Genomic DNA, 20,716 nt, shown 5'->3' with positions numbered 1-20,716 from the left:
AGACTTATGGGCTGCGTTACTGGCTTCCAATCAGGAGAATCATTATGAGTACTTTAGAACATCGCCAGCTGGGCCGCTCCGGTATCCAGGTTCCGGTGCTGACCTTTGGTGGTAATGTGTTCGGCTGGACTATTGATGAACAGACCTCGTTTTCTCTGCTGGATGCGCTGGTGGAGAAGGGGCTTAACTTTATTGATACGGCGGATGTCTATTCTCGTTGGGCACCGGGAAATAAAGGTGGCGAATCAGAAGTCATTATTGGTAACTGGCTGAAAAAAAGCGGTAAACGTGACCAGATAGTGCTGGCGACCAAAGTGGGAATGGATCTCGGGGATGGCAAAACCGGACTGGCACCTGCCTATATTCGCCAGGCGGTGGACGCCTCGCTGAAACGCCTGCAAACCGACCATATTGACCTGTATCAGGCTCACCGTGATGATGCTGATACCCCGCTGCAGGAGACGCTGGCCGCGTTCGATGCGTTGATCAAAGAAGGTAAGGTGCGCGCTATCGGTGCTTCTAACTATGCTGACGACCGCCTGCGTGAGGCGTTGAAAATCAGCGCGGACAATGGGCTGGCGCGGTATGAAACGCTGCAGCCGGAATATAATCTCTACGATCGCGCAGGCTATGAGAGCGGGCTGGAGCAGGTGGCGGTGGAGCACGGCCTCGGCGTGATTAACTACTACTCCCTAGCCAGCGGTTTCCTCAGTGGAAAGTACCGCAGTAAAGAGGATGCGGCGAAAAGCGCCCGTGGCCAGGGTGTCGTCGAAAAGTATCTGAACGATCGCGGCCTGAAAATCGTCAATGCGCTGGTCCAGATAGCCGATGCCCGTCATGCCTCGCCTGCGCAGGTGGCACTGGCCTGGCAGATCGCCCGTCCGTCGGTCACCGCGCCGATTGTCAGCGCCACGTCGCTGGCACAGGTCGACGAACTGGCGAAAGCCGCCGTTCTCAGACTGAAAGATGAGGATCTTCGTCTGCTGTCTGAAGTCAGCAGCTACTAAACGTCGCTGAGTATTGCGCACACCAGGCCCGCCTTTGCGGGCTTTTTTGCGCCGGACAGTCTCCCCAGGCCTGGCCGATGTTCTTTCTGCAGGTTTCAATTCGTTACTCTCCTTCCCGGTGACTTATTGCCGTTTTCAGGCATGATAGGCGCATCTTATCGTTAACCTTTCGTGCCTTTTTGGGTCTCACTGACCTTTTCGCCAGGGGAAATACCATGTCCAAACGATCGCTTCAGGCTTTGTGTCTGATGAGCTTTTTTCTTGCCGATGTGCGTGATGGTCTTGGCCCTTTTTTAGGCATTTTTCTCACCGACAGGCAGTGGACACCGGATGATATCGGCCTGGTGATGACCGCCGGCGGTCTGGCCGGTCTGCTGGTCACTATCCCGGCCGGGATCATGATCGATGCCACCACCCGCAAGCGTCTGTGGCTGCTGGTCTGCTGTGCCCTGATAACCGTGGCCACGCTGTGGCTGTGGTATCGTCCTGAGCCGGTTGCCGTCACACTATCGCAGATAGCGACCGGCATCGCCGCCGCCTTTATTGGTCCGGCGCTGGCCGGTATCACTCTGGGGATTACCGGAGAGGCCGGTTTTAACCGCCAGATGGGGCGAAACGAAGCGTTTAATCATGGCGGGAATATGACGGCGGCGGTGCTGGCAGGCGTCGCCAGCTGGTACAGTGGCATTGGGGCCGTTTTTGTGCTGATGACCGGCATGGCGGTGCTGACCTCCGTTGCTGTTCTTGCCATTCATGAACAGGATATCGATCATGCCGTTGCCCGTGGACTGACCTCTGCGCAGGAGGCCACTTCGGTACCGCGCCTGTCGGTACTGATAAAAAATCCGCTGTTGCTGATTACCGGGCTGACCCTGCTGCTTTTCCATCTTTCCAATGCTGCACTGCTGCCTATGTTAAGCATGCGCGTCGCCTCGGCGTCCGGTTCCGGGGCCATTAACCCCGGTCTGTATGCGGCTGCCACGGTGGTGATTTCGCAGTGCGTGATGATCCCGGTGGCGCTGTTTACCGCCGCGCGCATCGAGCAATATGGCTACCGGCGGCTGATTATGGTGGCGCTGATGGTGCTGCCTTTCCGTGCCGCGATTGCCGCCGGATTTGCCGAGCCACTGGCGATGATCCCGGTGCAGATTATGGATGGGCTGGCGGCGGGCATTCTCGGCGTGGCGCTGCCGGGTTACGTGGTCAGCGTGCTGAAAGGTACGGGGCATGTTAATGCGGGGCAGAGCATTATTATGTTTATGCAGGGGGCCGGGGCGGCGTTCAGTCCGGCGCTGGCCGGATTTATTGCCACGCGCTACTCGTTCAGCGCGGCGTTCAGCGTACTGGGTGGGGTAGCCCTGCTGTCGCTGATCCTCTGGTGGCGGGCGGGAAGGGCGCGTTCAGTAGTCTGACCGGGCTGGCCGGTCAGACTGCGAACGATTAACGGAACATCACCTGTGCCCAGCGTGCCAGGCCTGCGGTCACAGAGCCGAAGTCATCGCCGCTGGCCAGCGGAATATCCGGCAGCTGCTGCTGTAATGCCGCACGCAGCACCGGCGATTTCGCACTGCCTCCGGTCAGATAAATCACGTCAGGACGCGTGCCGCTGGTATTTAAGGCCAGGGTGACCTGCTCCTGAATGCGTTCCAGCGGCTGGCTGATGGCCGCTTCCAGCGCGGTAACGCTGATGCCTGTTTCCAGTCCGGCGTCGATAAAGTCCAGCGCGGTCTGCACCTCGTCACGCTGCGACAGAATGATTTTGCTCTCTTCGGCGGCACGCACCAGACGATAGCCCAGCCGCTGCTGCCACACTTTAAGCAGGCGCTGTACTTTAGCCGGTTCGGCAGCATCGCGGATCAGGTCCTGCAGCTGCTTGCGTGAGGCGGCGGCATAGAAGTCACTCTGCGCAGGCACATCGTTAATCGCGACGGCGTTCCACCAAGGCAGGGCCGGCAGCCCGGTACCTTTCACGGTTTCACCGCCCAGCCCCAGCAGCGGCATCAGTTCCTTAAACGCCAGCATGATATCCAGGTCGTTTCCCCCCACGCGGCAACCGCTGTGACCCAGCAGACTGTCGCCACGATCCGCTTTATCGTGCCACTGCGGGCCCATCAGCAGCATGGAGCAGTCGGTGGTTCCCCCGCCGATATCCACCACCAGCACCCGGGTTTCTTTCGTCAGCGTCGCTTCAAAATCCAGCCCGGCAGCTACGGGTTCAAACTGGAACACCACCTCCTGGAAACCGGCGCGGCTGGCCGCACGTGCCAGAATGCCTTCCGCCTGCTGGTTGGCATCATCGCCGCCCAGTCCCTGGAAGTTGACCGGACGACCGATCACCGCCTGAGTGACGCGCTCGTTCAGATGACCTTCAGCGGTCTGGCGGATGTGCAGCATCATGGCGCAGACCAGATCTTCGAAGAAAGCGACCTGCTGTGGTTTCAGCCCGCTGGCTCCGAGGAACGATTTGGGGGATTTCACAAACCACACGTCCTCCGGGTCATCCATGTACTGTGCCAGTGACGCGAGGCCGAATTTGACGCTGCCCGGCAGGACGTCGATATCCTCTTCGCGGTTAAACGCCAGCGCACGGCGCAGCAGCGCCTGGTTTTCTGCCTGTGGGGTAGGGACCTGATGATGACGGAACAGCCATTCGCTGACGGCATCACGGGTGGGCGCACACAGCATTGAGGGTAAATAAGGCGAGTCCTGCTCTAACGGCAGCAGCTTAGGGGCACCGTTTTCCATGATGGCAATAGAGCAGTTTGCCGTACCGTAGTCGAAACCGATAAACATCGTTTCCTCCGCTGAGTGGGAAAAAAGGGGGCGACTTTAGCCTGAGTGCGCTGGCGGCGCAAGCGGCAAGAGAAGGTTTACCACGTCGTCTTTTATTTATCGGCCGGCTTTGTATAGAATCGCGTCCACAAAATGGAATAACCGCCCTGCCATCCGGCAGAGGGCAGGGAGTGGATGTGAGCTTGTCTGTATTTTTAATCCTGGTGTCGCTGACGATTGCCCCTCTGGCCCTTGGCATCACCGCGCTGGTGCTGGCCCTGCGCTGGCGTCATACCCGTTCCCGCTGGGTACTGCTGGCATCACTGCTGCCGCAGTCGCTGATTATCGCTCTGTTACTCTGGCCGGCTGGGCTGAGGGTCGTGGAGTTTGCCCATGAGGTACTGCTGTTAATGGTGTCCCTGCTGACCTGGCTTACGCTGCTGCTGGCTCGCTGGCAGCGGCGCGATGTCCCGCCGGTAAAGGCGCTGGTCACCGGATGGCTGCTGTTTACCGTACTGACTGCCGCCTTCTGGTTTAACCCGGGTCACCAGAGCACCATGGCGTGGACGCGGCACGAGCGGCAGATGCAACATAACCTGGTGTTGCTGGAGCAGGGTGCGATCACGCAGCTGAACCGACTCCCTGACGACAGCGCCCGCGAGCTGTTTTACCGCGCAGCGGCAAAAGCCTATCCCGAACAGACGCTGCGCTATTTTATCCGGCGCGGACTTTCGCCGCTGGATAAAGGGGAAAATGGCTACTCTGTCCTCAGCAATGCGATTGAAAGCCATAATACGGTCGCCCTGAAGCTGTTTCTTTCGGTGATGACCCCGGCACAGATCCAGTCACTCTCCTTTGATTACGATCCGCTGCGCGATCTGCGTCTCGAGCCGCCTGCGGGCGAGGCGCGGCAGCAGCGTTTTTATGCGACGATGGCCCTGCTGCTGGCGGCACGTCCTGACTGGATAAAGCCCCGTCTCCCGGACGCACCCTCTTACATGACCACCGCCCTGTTTACAGGCATCGGCAGCACGGCGAATTTTCTGCTGGCGTATGAGCCAGCCCCGCAGGGCCTCTGGCGGCTGATGCTGCTGGCGCTGAATGACGACACCGCAACGCTAATGGCGGCAGTACGTCAGCAGCCGTTGCTACTCGAGCAAACGCTGTCCGACGGTAGCGGGCGCGATCTGACCCTGATGGCCTGGATGATTAAGTATGCTCCACCACCGACCCGGGCGGCGTTACTCAACAGCGGGCTGATTGTCTGGGATCATTACCTTGAGCCGGAAAGGCAATTTGGTGAGAAAGGGATGACCAATGCGCTGATTGATGAAGCCCGGGGTAACTGGCGCTACCGCGACGAGACCACCAGCGTGCTCCAGCAGGTACTGTCCAGCGCCATTGCACAGGGAGTGACTCTGACGCCGAAGCAGATGCTGGCGGTCTTTCGCTATGAAGATGATCCGCAAACCCTGCACATCATGCTGAAAGCGGGTTTGCGCTGTGCGCCGCTGATGTCGGCCAGCGCACAGCTGCTGACCGGCGCGGAGCAGGATGCGAAGGTGCAGGGCTGGATCACTCAAGCTTGTCTGCACCAGCCGAAATAAGGGTGAATTATTTGATGGCGAAGTAGCTGTTCATCAGCATCGACGCCAGCGGCTGGCGGGGCGCGATGGTATCGCCCCACACCACGTCGATGCCAATGGAGGAGAGCGTGTTAAGGGCCACCGGCAGCTCTACGGGCCCGGCGAGAGTGGCAATACCCAGCCGCCGGGCGTGGCCGTGAATGATCGACACCATCATCTCATCCATCAGGTTACAGTGGACGTTGGCCACCAGCTCGCTGGCGAGGTACAGATAGTCAATTTCGTCGGCCGGCAGCTGGTTAAACGCATCCAGATTGCGGCCAAAGTCGCGCAGGACAATCCGGCTACCGGCGGCGCGAAGGCGGGCAATATTGCGGTGCAGTGCTTCATCTGGCTGGCTGAGAACGTCGGCATTGAGGGCAAACCAGAGGGTATTGGCCGGTACGCTGTAGCGGGCAAACTGGGCCAGCGTATCGTTAATGAAAGCGTCATCGCGCAGCCCGAAGCCGGAGATCGGCAACGCCAGGGTCAGGCCTTTACTGATGGTTCCCTGCGCGTAGTGCTGGAAGAATTCTCTGATCAGCTTGCGGTCCAGTTCGACAAAAAGATCGCTGTCCTGCAGCCCGGCGCGGAAGCTGGTTTCATCAATTTCATCCCCTTCTGGCGTAAACAGCTGCATCTCTGCCAGCCAGAAGCTGGTGGCATGGATTTTTCCCGGCGGGGAGGCCGCCCACACCTGCAGGCGCATCGGTTGATGAGCAATGATATGCGCATTTTCAGCGCGGGTCATGACTGGCTTCAGTCGTTTCAGCAGGTGGCTTTCGTAGAAGGACAGTCGGCCGCGTCCGTTATGCTTGGCGTGGTAGCAGGCAAGGTCTGCCTGCGCCATCAGTTCGCTGGCGCTGTCCGCACTGACCGGCGTGAGACCGGCGCTGGCACCGACGTGATGCAACCGGCCCTCCCACAGGAAGCCATAATCGCTAACGGCGCTAATAATACGGCCCACTGTCTCGCCGGCTTGCTCCAGCGTGCAGTCCGGCAGCAGGACGCCAAACTCATCGCCGCCCAGGCGGGCGAGGAAATCGCCGGTCCCCAGATGGCGCTGCATCACGCCAGCGATGTCACGCAGCAGGGCATCCCCGGCCGCATGGCCTGCGGTGTCATTGACGGATTTAAAGCGATCGAGATCGATAAACACCAGCACGTGCTGCTGCTCTGTCCCGGAGAGGGTCAGGCGTTTAAGCTGATGCTCGAAGCTGGCGCGGTTAGGCAGGCGCGTCAGCATATCGTGCGAGGCGCTGTAGCTCAGACGCTTCAGCATTTCACGGGATTCACTGACGTCCTGGATCACCATTACGCTGCCGATGTTTTCACCGGCCAGCGTTTTCAGCGGTGACAGGCTGTAATGCACGGCGAACTGCTCACCGGAGCGGTTGTGTAGCACCAGCTCGGCATCGGGCTCTCCCGGGGTTTTCTGCTGCGGCAGGTCGCACAGCAGCAGATTTTTACGCTCCGGGTCCTGGCTGCCCTGGGTCAGATGCAGGATCTCGCTCAGGGGTTTACCCGAGGCCTGATGCTGGAGCCAGCCGCTCATTTTTTCTGCCACCGGGTTCATAAAGATCACCCGCATCTCTTCGTCGGTGCTGATCACGGCTTCACCAATGGCATCCAGGGTGATGTGCATGCGCTCTTTCTCTTCATAAAGGGCGTTGGTGAGCAGGCGTAAGTCGGTAACGTCCTGATTTATGCCAAGCATACGTTCGACGTTGCCATTCCGGTCCAGCAAAATATTGCACTGGGCGCGGATATGACGCACGCCGGTGTCCGTATTAATACGATACTCAACGTCGACCGGCATGGCATTTTTAGCGGCGTTATCAAACATGCGGATAGCGCCTTCCCGGTCGGCCGGGTGCAGCCGGTTAACCCAGTCCTGGTACGAGGCCTGGGCATTGGCTGGCATCTGATAGAGCTGGAACATACGCTTATCCCAGCTCATCACGCCGTTTTGTAAATCCCACTCCCAGACGCCGATCCCGCCGGCTTCATTCGCCAGGGTGATCCGTTCCATCAGGCGCTGGTTCACCTCCTCCGTCTTTTTCAGATCGGAGATATCTTCAATCTGCGCAATAAAGTAGAGCGGCTGCTGTTCGCTGTCGCGTACCAGTGATACGGCCAGCAGGACCCAGAGGATCTGGCCGTTTTTATGAATATAACGCTTCTCCAGGCTGTAGCTTCTGATCTCGCCTGCCAGCAGAGCGTGCATCTGTTCCAGATCGGCGTCGAGATCGTCGGGGTGGGTCAGCGTCTGAAAGTTCAGGACGCTGAGTTCCGTCCTGCTGTAGCCCAGTATTTTGCACAGGGAAGGGTTGACCTGCATCCAGTCGCCGCGGGTTGATACCAGCGCCATACCAATAGCTGAATACTCCATGGCGTGGCGAAAGCGCGTTTCGCTTTCAGAGATGTGCTTACGCTCTTCGCGAAATGAGTGCATCACCAGCGTCATGATATGGCTGGGGATCAGCGCCAGCAGGAACGGGACCCAGGGCATGGACACCAGCATCCGGGCATTAATGATGTCGTCAGGGATCAGCTGCAGGGCCAGCATCAGCGACATCATTGAGATGGTCGCAAGGTAGATCACAAAGGCTTCAAAGCGGGGCAGACGGACCGCGCTGTAAAACAGGATCACAATAACAAAGGTAAAAGGCCAGGGGACATAGCGCAGTGAGAGCCAGCACAGTGCCAGCGTGACAATCAGCGTGAGCAGGGTTTCAAACAGCACGTTCTGGCGCAGATGACGGCGCAGATAATCCGGCTGCCACAGCAGACAGACCGGGCCCAGCGCCAGCATGCCAATCACCTCAGAGATGCTCCAGGTGGTGAAGAAACGCAGCGACGAGTGGCCGTCAAAATGCAGCAGCCAGCTGGCCAGTAGCCCACCGATCAGCGGCGTCATAACGCCGACGGCGACCATCATTTTGCACCAGCTAAACAGCGAGTTCAGCGGTTTGTCACGATCCAGCAGCAGGCGCAGCAGTGCGCCCCCCAGCAAAGCCTGGAGCAGATTGACCAGCGGGAACTTCAGGTTGGCCAGCGAGGGACCGATGACCAGGGCGTTGGCCACGGAGACGCCGACAACGCAGCACGCCAGCAGCAGGGGCAGGCGGTGCAGGGGGTGACGGAATACTACGATGGTCATCAGCGCGGTGGAAAACCACAGCGGCGATATCTGGCCGCTGACCTTGATCAGCTCAAGACAGTAAAAAGTGACGACAAAACTTAACACTCCCAGCAGCAGGGCGTTAACCCACTGTGCGCGCCGGGAGGTTACCGGTGATAAATTTTTTGTCGTCATTACATATCCAGCATGGCACCGATATAGGCATAATCTTAATATCTTATGCCCATGCTGGCATAACAAATAAGCACTATTTTCGCCAAAACCAAAAGATCGCGTTATTCGGACGATTGAACCCAGGTCTGCCGGTGAAAAGAGAGTAAAAACGCCCTCACTGACGCAGTTTGAGCAACTCCTCGCGGGTCCAGGCGTGGTCGATACCGGCAATCTGCACGGACAGCCGCTGCAGGAATTGCTGGGTGGTGGCGATGCGGCCGTGGCCGATCAGTAATAACGGCAGCAGCAGGGCGATCCCCAGCTGTAATGGTGAGAACCCGCGCGGGCGGATGTGACGCTGGCTGAACAGAAAGACGCTGCTGAGGGTAAACCCCAGCGTCAGCCCGGCAACCACCTCACTGACGGAGTGGTAGTTCAGCACCAGGCGGGAAAGGCCGACCATCAGTGGGATCAGATAACCACAGGCCACCGCTACGCCCCGCCAGATGTTCGCCAGGCGGCCACTCAGCAGCCAGAGCATCACCGGCCACAGCGTGGCGGACATGGCACTGTGGCCACTGAAACCGGTGAAGTTGAAGCGCGCACTGCCAATACCAAACCCGAGAAAGGCGATTTTAGACAGGCTGACCACGGCCCCGGCCGTGCAGAAAGCGAGCACCCAATACCAGGCCGTGCGTTTATCGTCGCTTTTATAGTGGAGCAATAACGCCATAATAGCAGCGGTCGGGATCAGCAACATGCTGTCGCCGAAATAGGTTAAAATATGGACGAGATGCCAGGACACACGGTTTCCTTTTTGCTGTTTTTCTGTCGGCCAGTTTATCGGTGAAAGTGATTGTCGCCTAACGGGAAAGTCTGAAAAGGTCCCAGGCGCTTTTTTCTGGCATCAGCAGGGCTAACTCCCTATAATTGCGCCCGCTATACCCTTCAAATTCATGCTGCAGGTGTGTCGGCAGCCACTGTCTGCCTGTAGCGCTAAATCTGCCGGGTGTGCTCACCCTTATATTGTCTCAGAATCAGGTCTTTAATATATGACTGACAAGTCACATCAGTGCGTCATCGTAGGTATCGCAGGTGCTTCTGCCTCGGGAAAAAGTCTTATTGCCAGTACGCTGTATCGTGAAGTACGCGACCGCGTCGGTGATGAAAATATTGGTGTCATCCCCGAGGATGCCTACTATAAAGACCAGAGTCATCTCACCATGGAGGAGCGGGTCAAGACCAACTATGACCATCCCAGCGCCATGGATCATAACCTCCTGTTACAGCATTTACAGATGCTGAAAGCCGGGCAGCCGATCGATCTGCCAGTCTACAGCTACGTTGAGCATACCCGTACCGCGCAGACGCTCTGCCTGAAACCGAAGAAAGTCATTATCCTTGAGGGGATCCTGCTGCTGACCGATGCGCGCCTGCGCCAGGAAATGAACTTTTCAATTTTCGTTGATACCCCGCTGGACATCTGCCTGATGCGACGCATGAAGCGCGATGTTAACGAGCGCGGGCGTTCAATGGATTCGGTAATGGCACAGTATCAGAAGACGGTACGTCCGATGTTCCTGCAATTTATCGAACCGTCAAAGCAATATGCCGATATCATCGTGCCGCGCGGCGGGAAAAACCGTATTGCCATTGATATCCTGAAAGCGAAAATTAATCAGTTCTTCGAGTAACCGAAGTGTCTGCTGGAGTCCCTCATGAGATTATGTGACCGCGATATAGAAGCCTGGCTCGATAACGGCAAACTGGGTATTGAACCGCGCCCCCCGGTCGAACGCATCAATGGCGCTACCGTCGATGTGCGCCTCGGTAATCAGTTCCGCACGTTTCGCGGTCATACGGCACCGTTTATTGATTTAAGTGGCCCGAAAGATGAAGTCAGCGCAGCGCTGGATCGCGTGATGAGCGACGAAATTGTGCTGCCGGAAGGGGATGCGTTTTATCTGCACCCCGGTGAGCTGGCGCTGGCGGTGACGCTGGAGTCGGTGACGCTGCCGGACGACCTGGTGGGCTGGCTGGACGGACGCTCTTCCCTGGCGCGACTCGGGCTGATGGTACACGTTACCGCACACCGTATCGATCCCGGCTGGCAGGGCCGCATTGTGCTGGAGTTCTATAATTCAGGTAAACTCCCCCTGGCACTGCGTCCCGGCATGCTGATTGGCGCGCTCAGTTTTGAACCGCTGTCCGGGCCGGCCGCCCGGCCTTATAACAGCCGTCAGGATGCCAAATACAAAGGTCAGCAGGGCGCAGACGCCAGCCGCATTGATAAAGACTAAGCTTAACAGCAAGGCGGGCAGCGTCTCTGCGGGTTGAAAGCATGGGGTTTAAGGAGAAGGCATGAAAAGATTTATTACCACCCTGGCTATCTTACTGGTGGTGATGGTGGCCGGTATGACCGCGCTGGTCGTGCTGGTGAATCCTAATGATTTTCGCGCCTATATGGTTCGCCAGGTGGAGCAGCATAACGGTTATCGCCTGGCGCTGAACGGCGATCTGCGCTGGCACGTCTGGCCTCAGCTCAGTATTCTTTCTGGCCCGATGACGCTGACCGCCCCCGGGGCCTCCCAGCCCGTGGTCAGCGCTCAGAATATGCGGCTGGACGTCAACCTGCTGCCGCTCCTCTCCCATCAGCTTTCCGTTAAGCAGATCATGCTGAAAGGCGCGGTGGTGCGCCTGATGCCTGACAGTGACAGCCAGCGTCCGGCCGATGCCCCCATCGGCCCCGTCGATGACAGTGACGTGACCCGGGTCAGTGACGTCGCCCGTGGCTGGAAGTTTGACATTGCCCACCTGCGCATTGCCGACAGCCTGCTGGTCTGGCAGCAAAATAATGGTGAGCAGCTCAATGTGCGTGATTTTAATCTGTCGCTGGATCAGACGCAGCCGCGCCTGGCGCATCTGACCTTTAGCAGCCGGATTAATCGCGACCAGCGTGAACTGCAGGTCAGTATCGACAGCGATCTGAATATTGCCGATTATCCACGGCGCATTGATGCGGTGGTGAACCAGTTCGATTACCAGCTGAAAGGGGCCGATCTTCCCCAGGAGGGGGTCAAAGGCAGTGCCACCATGAAAGCACAGTGGAATGCCGCCAGCCAGCAGTTCAGCCTGGCGGACATGATGCTGACCGCCAATGACAGCAAGCTGACCGGTAGCCTGGCCGGCACCCTGGGTGCGCGGCCGCAGGTGAGTGCGGATCTGCATGCGGCCAGTCTCAATCTTGATGCCTTGCTGGGGCTGACTCAGGTATCACCCGGCGACGCCACCGGAGGGGACCAGCGTTCCGGTCCTGCGCCGGTGATCGCCGCTCTGCCAGAGTATGACAACGCCAACTCTCCGCTCAATGCGGTGGACGGCAGCATCAGGCTGGCGGCCGACAGGCTGAACTGGCGTGGCATGCAGATAAGTGATGTCCGACTGGATGCCATCAATAAGCAGGGACTGCTGACGGTCAACACCTTCAGCGGCCGTGCCGCAGAGGGGCGTTTCTCTCTGCCGGGAACCGTTGACGTGCGCAACGCAGTCACCAAAGTTACTCTGCAGCCGGAGCTGAATCAGCTATCGCTCTCCCCACTGTTGAACAGTCTTGAACTGCCGGCCAAAGTCAGCGGGGCACTGTCGATGACGGGCCGTTTCTCAGGCGAGGGGCTGACGGTGGATGCCTTTAAGCGTCACTGGCAGGGCAGGGCAGATCTGAGCATTAAAGATGCGCAGTTTGCCGGGCTCAACTTCCAGCAGCTGATCCAGCGGGCGGTGGAAAACAGCAGTAATAAAGTGCAGGGCCAGAGCAGTGACAATCAGGCGAATCTCCAGCAGGTGCAGGCATCACTGGCCCTGAAAAATGGCGTTTTCGACTTCGGCAAGCTGGATGCACACTCCGGTACGCTTAACTATACCGGGGCCGGATCCATCGATGTGGTTAAACGGGCGCTGGATATTCGTTTTGGTGTGACGGTGACCGAAGGCTGGATTGGCGACAGCACGCTGATACAGCGCTTGCAGCAAACGCCGGTACCGCTGCATATCTACGGCCCCTGGTCGGCCATCAACTACAATCTTAAAGTGGACCAGGTTCTGCGCCAGCAGCTGCGCGATGAAGCGCGCGATCGGTTGAAAAAGTGGATGGAGGGCAACCCGGAAAGCGATAAGAAGGATGATGTCAAAAAGGTGCTGAAAGATCTGTAATGGCGGCTGAGTGACGGGGCAGGGGCCGACCATGCCTTCCGGTCGTCCCCTGCGGATAATCTGCATCCGTCAAAATTAACCTTCGTTGTGATTCGGGATAATCTGCACTTTCTGCACCCGGTGGCTGTCAACCTGCAGGGTGCGGAACAGATACTCCCCGACCTGCACCTCTTCCCCTTCCTGCGGCACGTCCTGTAGATGTTCCATTAACAGCCCAGCCAGGGTGTTGTATTCACGTTTTTCATCCAGCTCCAGCGGTAAATGCATCGCCAGGTCATCCAGCGGCATATGGCCGTTGGCCGTCCAGCTGCCGTCAGTATTTTGCTGAATGTCATGGCGGGGGTCGAGCTTTTCCCCCTCATTCGGCAGATTACCGGCAATGGTTTCCATCACGTCACTCAGCGTGACAATCCCCTCGACCGAACCGAACTCATCCACCACAAAGGCAAAGTGGGTGCGGGCGGCGCGAAACTGCTCCAGCGCGGGCAGCAGAGTCAGCTGTTCCGGGAAGACCAGCGGCTGGCGGATCAGCCCCCTTATATCGAGGTCGTTGCCGTGCAGCGCCTGCTTCAGCAGGTCGGTCACGTGGACGACGCCGAGAGGGTCATCGCTGTTCTCGGTAATAATCAGGCGCGTATGCTGATTCTGATCGAGCAGGGCCATGATTTTTTCCGGCGATTCCGCCAGGTCAATATGCTCAATTTCATGTCGGGAGGTCATAATGCTGCTGACGCTGCGCTGGCCCATCGCCAGCACGCGCGCGATCATCATGCGCTCCTGTTTGTTAAAGATGGCTTTGCGTCCGGCGCTGTCGGCCACCAGTGAGGACGTTTCCGCATCCAGTTCCGCCTGCTCATGATGGCCGCGCAGCAGCCTGAGCACGGCTTCTGCGGTGCGCTTGCGCAGCGGTGAGCGCGCAGACAGGAAGCGGCGGCGGTTAAACTGTGCCAGCTGGTTCAGCGCTTCAATAATCACCGAGAAACCAATCGCCGCGTAGAGATAGCCTTTGGGAATGGAATAGCCAAAGCCGTCGGCCACCAGGCTGAAGCCAATCATCAGCAGAAAGCTGAGACAAAGAATAATGATGGTCGGGTGGCCGTTGACAAAGCGGGTGAGGGGTTTACTGGCCAGCAGCATCAGCAGGATGGCAATAATCACGGCTGCCATCATCACCGCCAGGTGGTCAACCATCCCGACGGCGGTGATCACCGAGTCCAGAGAAAACACGGCATCCAGCACCACGATCTGCGCCACCACCGGCCAGAATCGCGCACCGCGCTTTTGCGGCCCCTCTTCTTCATCTTTACCTTCCAGCCGTTCGTTCAGCTCCATTGTCGCTTTAAACAGCAGAAAGACCCCGCCCACCAGCATAATCAGGTCGCGGGCGCTGAACGCGTGTCCGCTCAGGCTGAACAGCGGGCTGGTCAGCGATGACAGCCAGGAGATAGACGCCAGCAGCGCCAGACGCATCAGCAGGGCCAGCAGCAGGCCGGTGACGCGGGCACGGTCGCGCAGGGCAGGGGGGAGCTTCTCCGCCAGAATGGCAATAAACACCAGGTTATCAATACCCAGTACCAGTTCCAGCAGGACCAGCGTGACGAGGCCGGCCCAGATTGACGGGTCGGCGATCCATTCGAACATTATTTTCACCTGAACAGCATATGTAAGGATCAATGATGGGTCGTAACCGGCCCCATTTCAACCGCTAATCCGGGTTGAGGACTCTGTTCCGCCCGCGCTGCACAGGAAAGCAACATGACTGGCCGGGAAATAACCGGAGATGCCGAAAGTCTTAAACTGTTTCTTTTCAGGAATAATCGTATAGGGCCAGATTGATTAAAGAGTAATACTTATCACCGGAATACAGGGAGGTAAGATTAATCTTATTTTTAGGCAGGGAATTAATCTTGAATTTACTTTAAGAGGAGAAAGGGAATGAGCGGTACTGACGCAGCATTAACGTAGTCTTAATCCTAAAAGAAGGTACGGGCGCGGGGAGCCTCTTGTAAACAGGCCAGTTATAACTAGTATAGCAACGTGTTACTGAATGTCTGCGTGGATGTTGAATTTAGCGCAGTGCAGGCGGACCCAATGTTGATTTATGTGAATGAAGACACATTTCCGCTGAATGAACGCTAAAGCCTGCCGTGAGAGATGACAGGTAAACAACATGAAACGGCAACATTTTACAGCGCATTGGCAGCTACAAGCCAGGGGCGGTAGCGTGTCCTGACGAGTCTTGAGACTGTTCAGGAAGCGCCGCGGAACAGTAAACGTTCATGTTGATTTTCTTGCCAAAATCTCTAGCCGCTATGCCAGCTACGATGACCTTTTTGTCAGACTCCCTAAATAAGTTTCCTGTGTAATAACTGATGTGTTGATTAAATACTCATCTCACCAGGTCAGAGACCAATAAAACACAGGCTTTCTAAGATAAAATTAAGAGTTAACTATGCGCGATATTGAATTTACCTTTAAAGGGTTGTTAATAAAACTGTCATTAGCTCTCTCAGATCTCATCTGTTTTAATGCAGCACTGGCCGTGGCCATTTTGCTGATTAATAGTTTCCCTGGTGATATTCTGTCAGATATTCCTTCTGTCGATCTTAAATTGACGATAGCGACACATATTATGCTTTCTGTTGTGTGTGTCGGTTGGTTCTGGGTGAGATTGCGTCATTATACATACCGCAAACCTTTCTGGTTCGAGTTAAAAGAAGCACTGAGAACAGTGCTGGTATTTTCCGTTATTGCCTTGTCCATCAGCGCATTGTCCAAATGGGAACTGTCCCGCTGGATTTGGGCATTAACCTGGCTGCTGGCGATGGTGTTGATCCCCGTCGGCCGTGCGGTGGTTAAACGGGTGCTTAACCGTAAAAACCTTTGGAAGAAACAATCCATTATTCTCGGCAGCGGCAAGAATGCCGAAGAAGCCTGGCAGGCGCTGCAGAGCGAAGAGGTCATGGGCTTTGACGTGGTGGCCTTCTTCGATGTCGACGGCAGTCAGCCAGCCCTTGAGCTGTTTGGTGTGCCGGTGATTAAAGACGAGCAGACGCTGTGGTCGCTGGTGAACAGCGAAACGCAGTTTATTGTCGCCGTGGAATATGAGCAGAGTCAGTCCCGCGATCTGTGGCTGAAAAATCTGGCCAAGCATAACTGCCGTTCGGTGTCGGTTATTCCTTCATTACGTGGTGTACCGCTTTACGGTACGGACATGGCTTATATCTTCAGCCATGAAGTGATGATCCTGCGCGTAAATAATAATCTCGCCAAGCGCACGTCACGTTTCCTGAAGCGCGCCTTCGACCTCGTAGGGGCTCTGAGCATTATTACCATGCTGCTGCCGGCGTTAGCCGCGCTGATCTTTATGGTCTCCCGCGATGGCGGTGCGCCGATATATGGCCACGAACGCGTGGGCTTAAATGGCCGCAAATTTAAATGTCTGAAGTTCCGCTCGATGGTGGTGAATTCGAAAGAGGTGCTGGAAGAAGTCCTGCGCACCGATCCGGCCGCCCGGGAAGAGTGGGACAAAGACTTTAAGCTGAAAAATGATCCCCGCATTACGCGCGTGGGGCATTTTATCCGCAAGACCAGCCTGGATGAATTACCGCAGCTCTGGAACGTGGTTCGCGGTGAGATGAGTCTGGTGGGGCCACGTCCGGTGATCGAAGCCGAACTGGAACGCTATGCGGGTGATGTTGATTACTACTTTATGGCCAAACCAGGCATGACCGGTCTGTGGCAGGTAAGTGGACGTAATGACGTGGATTATGAAACCCGTGTTTACTTCGACTCGTGGTACGTCAAGAACTGGTCACTGTGGAACGATATCGCCATTCTGTTCAAAACTGTTGGTGTGGTTCTGAAACGTGATGGGGCTTATTAAACGGGGCCAGAGGGCTGACAGATTATGACCTACAGATACAGTGCCTGATTTGAGCAATTAGCAACGCTTAGACGCTACACAGCGGCGGTCTCGCCACTATCATTCACATTACTGATAGCGATGAACTAGATGATTACAATCAAAACTAAATTGATTCCCCTGCTGGTTTCAGCAGCGTTCCTTTCCGGTTGTACTATCGAACCGGGTAGCCACCTTTCCACTTCGGGTAAAGATGTTGTCAAACAGCAGGACAGTGATTTCGACATTGATAAATACGTTAATGTCTTCCCGCTGACACCGAGTCTGGTTGAGCGTATGCGGCCAAAACCGGTCGTCGCTCAGGCGAACGATGCCCTGCAGCGTGAACTGCAGTCGTATGAATACCGCGTTGGTGTGGGCGACGTACTGACCGTCACTGTCTGGGATCACCCGGAGCTGACGACGCCATCCGGCCAGTACCGTAGCGCCAGCGACACCGGTAACTGGGTCCATTCTGACGGCACTATCTTCTATCCCTATATCGGACGGGTGAAAGTGGCAGGGCGTACGGTGCAGGAGATCCGCGATGAGATCGCGCGTCGCCTGGCTCAGTACATCGAAAGCCCGCAGGTTGATGTCAGCATCGCCTCGTTTAAATCACAAAAAACCTACGTGACGGGTGAGGTGACCACCTCAGGTCAGCAGCCGATTACTAACGTGCCGCTGACCATTCTTGATGCCATCAATGCCGCCGGTGGCTTAACCGCGACCGCCGACTGGCGCAACGTGGTGCTGACGCACAACGGACGTGAGCAGCCGATCTCCCTGCAGGCACTGATGCAGAACGGCGACCTGTCGCAAAACCACCTGCTTTACCCGGGTGACATTCTGTATGTACCGCGTAACGACGACCTTAAAGTCTTCGTGATGGGTGAAGTGAAACAGCAGGCCACCCTGAAAATGGACCGCAGCGGTATGACGCTGTCTGAAGCGCTGGGCAATGCACAGGGCATGGATCAGACCGTTGCCGATGCAACGGGCGTGTTCGTTATCCGTCCGACCAAAGGGCCTAACCGCAGCAAGATCGCCAACATCTATCAGCTGAATACGAAAGATGCCGCCGCGATGGTAATGGGGACCGAATTCCAGTTAGAACCGTATGACATTGTTTACGTCACCTCGACGCCTCTGGCACGTTGGAACCGCGTAATTTCGCAGCTCGTTCCGACCATCAGCGGTGTTTACGATGCGACCCGTACCGTGCAGACGCTTCATAACTGGTAACCGCCGGGAAACATTATGATTAATTCAATCTTAGTTGTTTGTATCGGAAACATCTGCCGCTCCCCCACCGGGGAGCGGCTGCTGAAATCCGCACTTCCTGAGAAGAATATCGCATCCGCGGGACTGGGGGCCATGGTGGGCCAGGCTGCTGACGAGACTGCCAGCAGCGTGGCCGCAGAACGTGGGGTGTCACTGCAGGGGCATGTGGCACAGCAACTGACTTCTGGCATGTGCCGGGATTACGATTTAATCCTGGTGATGGAAAAAAAACATGTCGACCAGGTCTGCCGCATCAACCCTTCCGTACGAGGCAAAACCATGTTGTTTGGTCACTGGATCAACCAGCAGGAAATTGCCGACCCGTATAAAAAAAGCCGCGATGCCTTTGAGGCCGTGTACGGAATCCTTGAAAACGCTGCCCAGAAATGGGTCAACGCATTAAGCCGATAGTTGGGATGATCCATGAAAATAAAAAGTAAGGCACCGTCAGCGCCGCAAGACGATTCGAACGGGTTCGATCTGGCGCATCTTGTGGGGCAACTTATTGACCATCGCTGGATAATTGTTGCGGTTACCGCACTGTTTATGCTGATGGGCACGCTGTACAGCCTGTTTGCCACACCTATATACAGTGCGGACGCGATGGTGCAGGTTGAGCAGAAGAATGCCAACACCGTGCTGAATGACCTGACGCAGATGATGCCGAACGCGCAGCCCGCATCAGCGACAGAAGTCCAGATTGTGACGTCACGTATGGTGCTGGGTAAAACCGTGACCGACCTCGGTCTGGATGTGCTGGTGCAGCAGGACTATTTCCCGCTTATCGGTAAAGGCCTGTCGCGCATGATGGGCGGTAAGCCGGAGCAGATCGCCGTTTCGCGCCTGAAAGTGCCGGCCGTATGGGATAAGCGCCAGTTGACGATCGAAGTCAACGGGCCAGACAGCTACACCGTAAGCAAAGACGGCGATGAGCTGTTTAAAGGCAAAGTCGGTCAGTTCGAGCAGCACGGTGATGTCACAATGCTGGTCAGCGATATCAAAGCGGATGAGGGCACCAGCTTCACCGTGACAAAACTGAGCGACCTGCAGGCCATCAAACTGATTTATAACAATCTGACCGTTGCCGATATGGGCAAAGACACCGGCGTGCTGGGCCTGACCTATACCGGGGAAGATCCGGTATTAATTAGCCAGGTGCTGAATCAGATTATCAATAACTATCTGTACCAGAACGTTGAGCGCAAATCTGAAGAAGCGGAGAAGAGTCTGGCCTTCCTGAAAAATCAGCTTCCTGAAGTGCGCGGTAAGCTGGATCAGGCAGAAGATAAACTTAACGTCTTCCGCCGCCAGAATGACTCGGTGGATATGTCGCTGGAAGCGAAGTCAGCACTCGACTCTTCCGTCAGCATCCAGAGCCAGCTGAACGAACTGACCTTCCGTGAAGCCGAAGTGTCGCAGCTGTTTACCAAAGACCACCCGACCTACCGCGCGCTGCTGGAAAAACGCCAGACGCTGGAAAACGAGCAGAAAAAGCTGAACGGCAAAATCAGTCAGATGCCGCAGACTCAGCAGGAAATTGTGCGTTTAACGCGTGACGTGCAGGCAGGGCAGGAAATCTACATGCAGCTGCTGAACCGTCAGCAGGAACTGAGTATCAGCAAGGCCAGCACCGTGGGTGATGTCCGCATCATCGATCATGCTGAAACGGCGGGAACACCTGTCGCACCGAAGAAACTGATGCTGATTGTCGCCAGCCTGCTGGCCGGTCTGGTGGTTTCCGTCGGTCTGGTGCTGCTGAAAGCACTGTTCCACCACGGTATCGACAACCCGGAGCAGCTGGAAGAGCTGGGCCTGAGTGTGTATGCCAGCGTTCCGCTCTCCGAGTGGCAGCGTAAGAAAGATGCGGAGGCCCTGGCCAAACGTAATCTTAAAGGGAAAACCGATCCGCATAACAGCCTGCTGGCGTTGGGTAACCCGACAGACCTTTCAATTGAAGCGATCCGCAGCCTGCGTACCAGCCTGCACTTCGCCATGATGGAAGCGAAAAACAACATTCTGATGATCACCGGTGCCAGCCCGGGGATAGGTAAAACCTTTATCTGTTCTAACCTGGCGACGCTGGTGGCGAAAGCCGGTCAGAAAGTCCTGTTTATTGATGGTGATATGCGTCGCGGTTATACGCACGAACTGCTGGGTGCGGAGAGCAAAACCGGTCTGTCCAATATCCTGTCAGGAAAGACGCCGTTCACGCCGGATCTGATCCAGCATGGCGACTTCGGCTTTGACTTCATTGCCCGCGGTCAGGTGCCGCCGAACCCGTCCGAGCTGCTGATGCACAGCCGCATGAATGAGCTGCTCGACTGGGCCAGCAAGAACTATGACCTGGTGCTGATTGATACGCCGCCAATTCTGGCCGTCACCGACGCCTCCATTATCGGCAAGCTGGCCGGAACCTCGCTGATGGTGGCACGTTTCGAAACCAACACCCTTAAAGAAGTGGAAATCAGCTACAAGCGCTTTGCCCAGAACGGTATCGATATTAAAGGGGTTATCCTCAACGCCGTCGTCCGTAAGTCAGCCAATGCCTATGGTTACGGCTATGACTATTACGACTACAGCTACAAGCAGGATGCGAAAAGCTAATAACCCTGAGGAA

14 protein-coding genes are annotated in these 20,716 nt (G+C 56.5%); 10 read left to right on the top strand and 4 right to left on the bottom strand.

Going from position 1 to position 20,716, the window contains the following annotated elements; genetic code table 11:
* Window positions 1-44 precede the first annotated feature (44 nt).
* Together IFU29_RS04945 and IFU29_RS04940 are read left to right on the top strand one after the other, a co-directional pair.
* Window positions 45-1,007, top strand: a complete 963-nt coding sequence (locus IFU29_RS04945) for an aldo/keto reductase (RefSeq protein WP_191932902.1) — start codon at window positions 45-47, stop codon at window positions 1,005-1,007.
* 215 nt (window positions 1,008-1,222) lie between these two features.
* Window positions 1,223-2,419, top strand: coding sequence for an MFS transporter (locus tag IFU29_RS04940; RefSeq protein ID WP_191932901.1), 1,197 nt, complete (start codon window positions 1,223-1,225; stop codon window positions 2,417-2,419).
* Window positions 2,420-2,447: 28 nt separating this feature from the next.
* On the opposite strand, the gene yegD is transcribed toward IFU29_RS04940, so the two are convergent.
* Window positions 2,448-3,800 carry a molecular chaperone gene (yegD, locus tag IFU29_RS04935; protein ID WP_191932900.1) on the bottom strand — a complete coding sequence of 451 codons (1,353 nt, stop codon included), beginning with the start codon at window positions 3,798-3,800 and terminating at the stop codon, window positions 2,448-2,450.
* A 182-nt stretch (window positions 3,801-3,982) separates the two neighbouring features.
* On the opposite strand from yegD, the gene IFU29_RS04930 reads away from it, so the two are divergent.
* The gene (locus tag IFU29_RS04930) at window positions 3,983-5,386 is read left to right on the top strand and encodes a hypothetical protein (RefSeq protein ID WP_191932899.1); all 1,404 of its coding nucleotides are present in this window, start codon (window positions 3,983-3,985) and stop codon (window positions 5,384-5,386) included.
* Between the two features lie 7 nt (window positions 5,387-5,393).
* Here the strand turns inward: IFU29_RS04930 and IFU29_RS04925 are convergent, their stop codons facing one another.
* Together IFU29_RS04925 and IFU29_RS04920 are read right to left on the bottom strand one after the other, a co-directional pair.
* Complete coding sequence (locus IFU29_RS04925) at window positions 5,394-8,723, bottom strand: diguanylate cyclase (protein WP_191932898.1); 3,330 nt, start codon at window positions 8,721-8,723, stop codon at window positions 5,394-5,396.
* Window positions 8,724-8,877: 154 nt separating this feature from the next.
* Window positions 8,878-9,507: a phosphatase PAP2 family protein gene (locus tag IFU29_RS04920; protein ID WP_342214441.1), complete on the bottom strand. Its 630-nt coding sequence runs from the start codon at window positions 9,505-9,507 to the stop codon at window positions 8,878-8,880.
* A 247-nt stretch (window positions 9,508-9,754) separates the two neighbouring features.
* On the opposite strand from IFU29_RS04920, the gene udk reads away from it, so the two are divergent.
* The 3 genes from udk to asmA all read left to right on the top strand — a co-directional run bounded on the left by udk (window position 9,755) and on the right by asmA (window position 12,911).
* A complete protein-coding gene (udk, locus tag IFU29_RS04915; protein ID WP_062742835.1) occupies window positions 9,755-10,396 on the top strand; it encodes a uridine kinase in 642 nt (213 codons plus the stop codon).
* A gap of 24 nt (window positions 10,397-10,420) precedes the next feature.
* On the top strand, window positions 10,421-11,002 hold the full coding sequence (dcd, locus tag IFU29_RS04910) for a dCTP deaminase (protein ID WP_191932897.1): 582 nt from the start codon (window positions 10,421-10,423) through the stop codon (window positions 11,000-11,002).
* A gap of 61 nt (window positions 11,003-11,063) precedes the next feature.
* Window positions 11,064-12,911 (top strand): outer membrane assembly protein AsmA, encoded by a 1,848-nt coding sequence (gene asmA / locus IFU29_RS04905; protein ID WP_191932896.1) that lies wholly within the window; start codon window positions 11,064-11,066, stop codon window positions 12,909-12,911.
* A gap of 75 nt (window positions 12,912-12,986) precedes the next feature.
* On the opposite strand, the gene IFU29_RS04900 is transcribed toward asmA, so the two are convergent.
* Window positions 12,987-14,552 (bottom strand): TerC family protein, encoded by a 1,566-nt coding sequence (locus tag IFU29_RS04900; RefSeq protein WP_191932895.1) that lies wholly within the window; start codon window positions 14,550-14,552, stop codon window positions 12,987-12,989.
* 811 nt (window positions 14,553-15,363) lie between these two features.
* On the opposite strand from IFU29_RS04900, the gene wbaP reads away from it, so the two are divergent.
* The 4 genes from wbaP (at window position 15,364) to wzc (ending at window position 20,703) form a co-directional block, all read left to right on the top strand.
* Complete coding sequence (wbaP, locus tag IFU29_RS04895; RefSeq protein WP_191932894.1) at window positions 15,364-16,797, top strand: undecaprenyl-phosphate galactose phosphotransferase WbaP; 1,434 nt, start codon at window positions 15,364-15,366, stop codon at window positions 16,795-16,797.
* A gap of 129 nt (window positions 16,798-16,926) precedes the next feature.
* Entirely contained in the window at window positions 16,927-18,060 is a 1,134-nt protein-coding gene (locus IFU29_RS04890; protein WP_062742830.1) for a polysaccharide export protein, read from the top strand.
* Between the two features lie 15 nt (window positions 18,061-18,075).
* Window positions 18,076-18,510 carry an arsenate reductase/protein-tyrosine-phosphatase family protein gene (locus IFU29_RS04885; protein WP_062742829.1) on the top strand — a complete coding sequence of 145 codons (435 nt, stop codon included), beginning with the start codon at window positions 18,076-18,078 and terminating at the stop codon, window positions 18,508-18,510.
* Window positions 18,511-18,522: 12 nt separating this feature from the next.
* Window positions 18,523-20,703 carry a tyrosine-protein kinase Wzc gene (wzc, locus tag IFU29_RS04880; protein WP_187510081.1) on the top strand — a complete coding sequence of 727 codons (2,181 nt, stop codon included), beginning with the start codon at window positions 18,523-18,525 and terminating at the stop codon, window positions 20,701-20,703.
* The last annotated feature ends 13 nt before the right edge of the window (window positions 20,704-20,716 follow it).

The organism is Erwinia persicina (assembly GCF_014838825.1).
Taxonomy (GTDB): Bacteria; Pseudomonadota; Gammaproteobacteria; order Enterobacterales; family Enterobacteriaceae; genus Erwinia; species Erwinia persicina_A.
This window is presented reverse-complemented; position numbering and strand designations above follow the sequence as displayed.

What these genes read in the sequence shown, in the direction of transcription:
- IFU29_RS04945 (WP_191932902.1), top strand. Translation starts at nt 45, where the DNA reads ATGAGTACTTTAGAACATCGCCAGCTGGGCCGCTCCGGTATCCAGGTT.
- IFU29_RS04940 (WP_191932901.1), top strand. Translation starts at nt 1,223, where the DNA reads ATGTCCAAACGATCGCTTCAGGCTTTGTGTCTGATGAGCTTTTTTCTT.
- yegD (WP_191932900.1), bottom strand. Translation starts at nt 3,800, where the DNA reads ATGTTTATCGGTTTCGACTACGGTACGGCAAACTGCTCTATTGCCATC.
- IFU29_RS04925 (WP_191932898.1), bottom strand. Translation starts at nt 8,723, where the DNA reads ATGACGACAAAAAATTTATCACCGGTAACCTCCCGGCGCGCACAGTGG.
- udk (WP_062742835.1), top strand. Translation starts at nt 9,755, where the DNA reads ATGACTGACAAGTCACATCAGTGCGTCATCGTAGGTATCGCAGGTGCT.
- dcd (WP_191932897.1), top strand. Translation starts at nt 10,421, where the DNA reads ATGAGATTATGTGACCGCGATATAGAAGCCTGGCTCGATAACGGCAAA.
- asmA (WP_191932896.1), top strand. Translation starts at nt 11,064, where the DNA reads ATGAAAAGATTTATTACCACCCTGGCTATCTTACTGGTGGTGATGGTG.
- IFU29_RS04900 (WP_191932895.1), bottom strand. Translation starts at nt 14,552, where the DNA reads ATGTTCGAATGGATCGCCGACCCGTCAATCTGGGCCGGCCTCGTCACG.
- wbaP (WP_191932894.1), top strand. Translation starts at nt 15,364, where the DNA reads ATGCGCGATATTGAATTTACCTTTAAAGGGTTGTTAATAAAACTGTCA.
- IFU29_RS04890 (WP_062742830.1), top strand. Translation starts at nt 16,927, where the DNA reads ATGATTACAATCAAAACTAAATTGATTCCCCTGCTGGTTTCAGCAGCG.
- IFU29_RS04885 (WP_062742829.1), top strand. Translation starts at nt 18,076, where the DNA reads ATGATTAATTCAATCTTAGTTGTTTGTATCGGAAACATCTGCCGCTCC.
- wzc (WP_187510081.1), top strand. Translation starts at nt 18,523, where the DNA reads ATGAAAATAAAAAGTAAGGCACCGTCAGCGCCGCAAGACGATTCGAAC.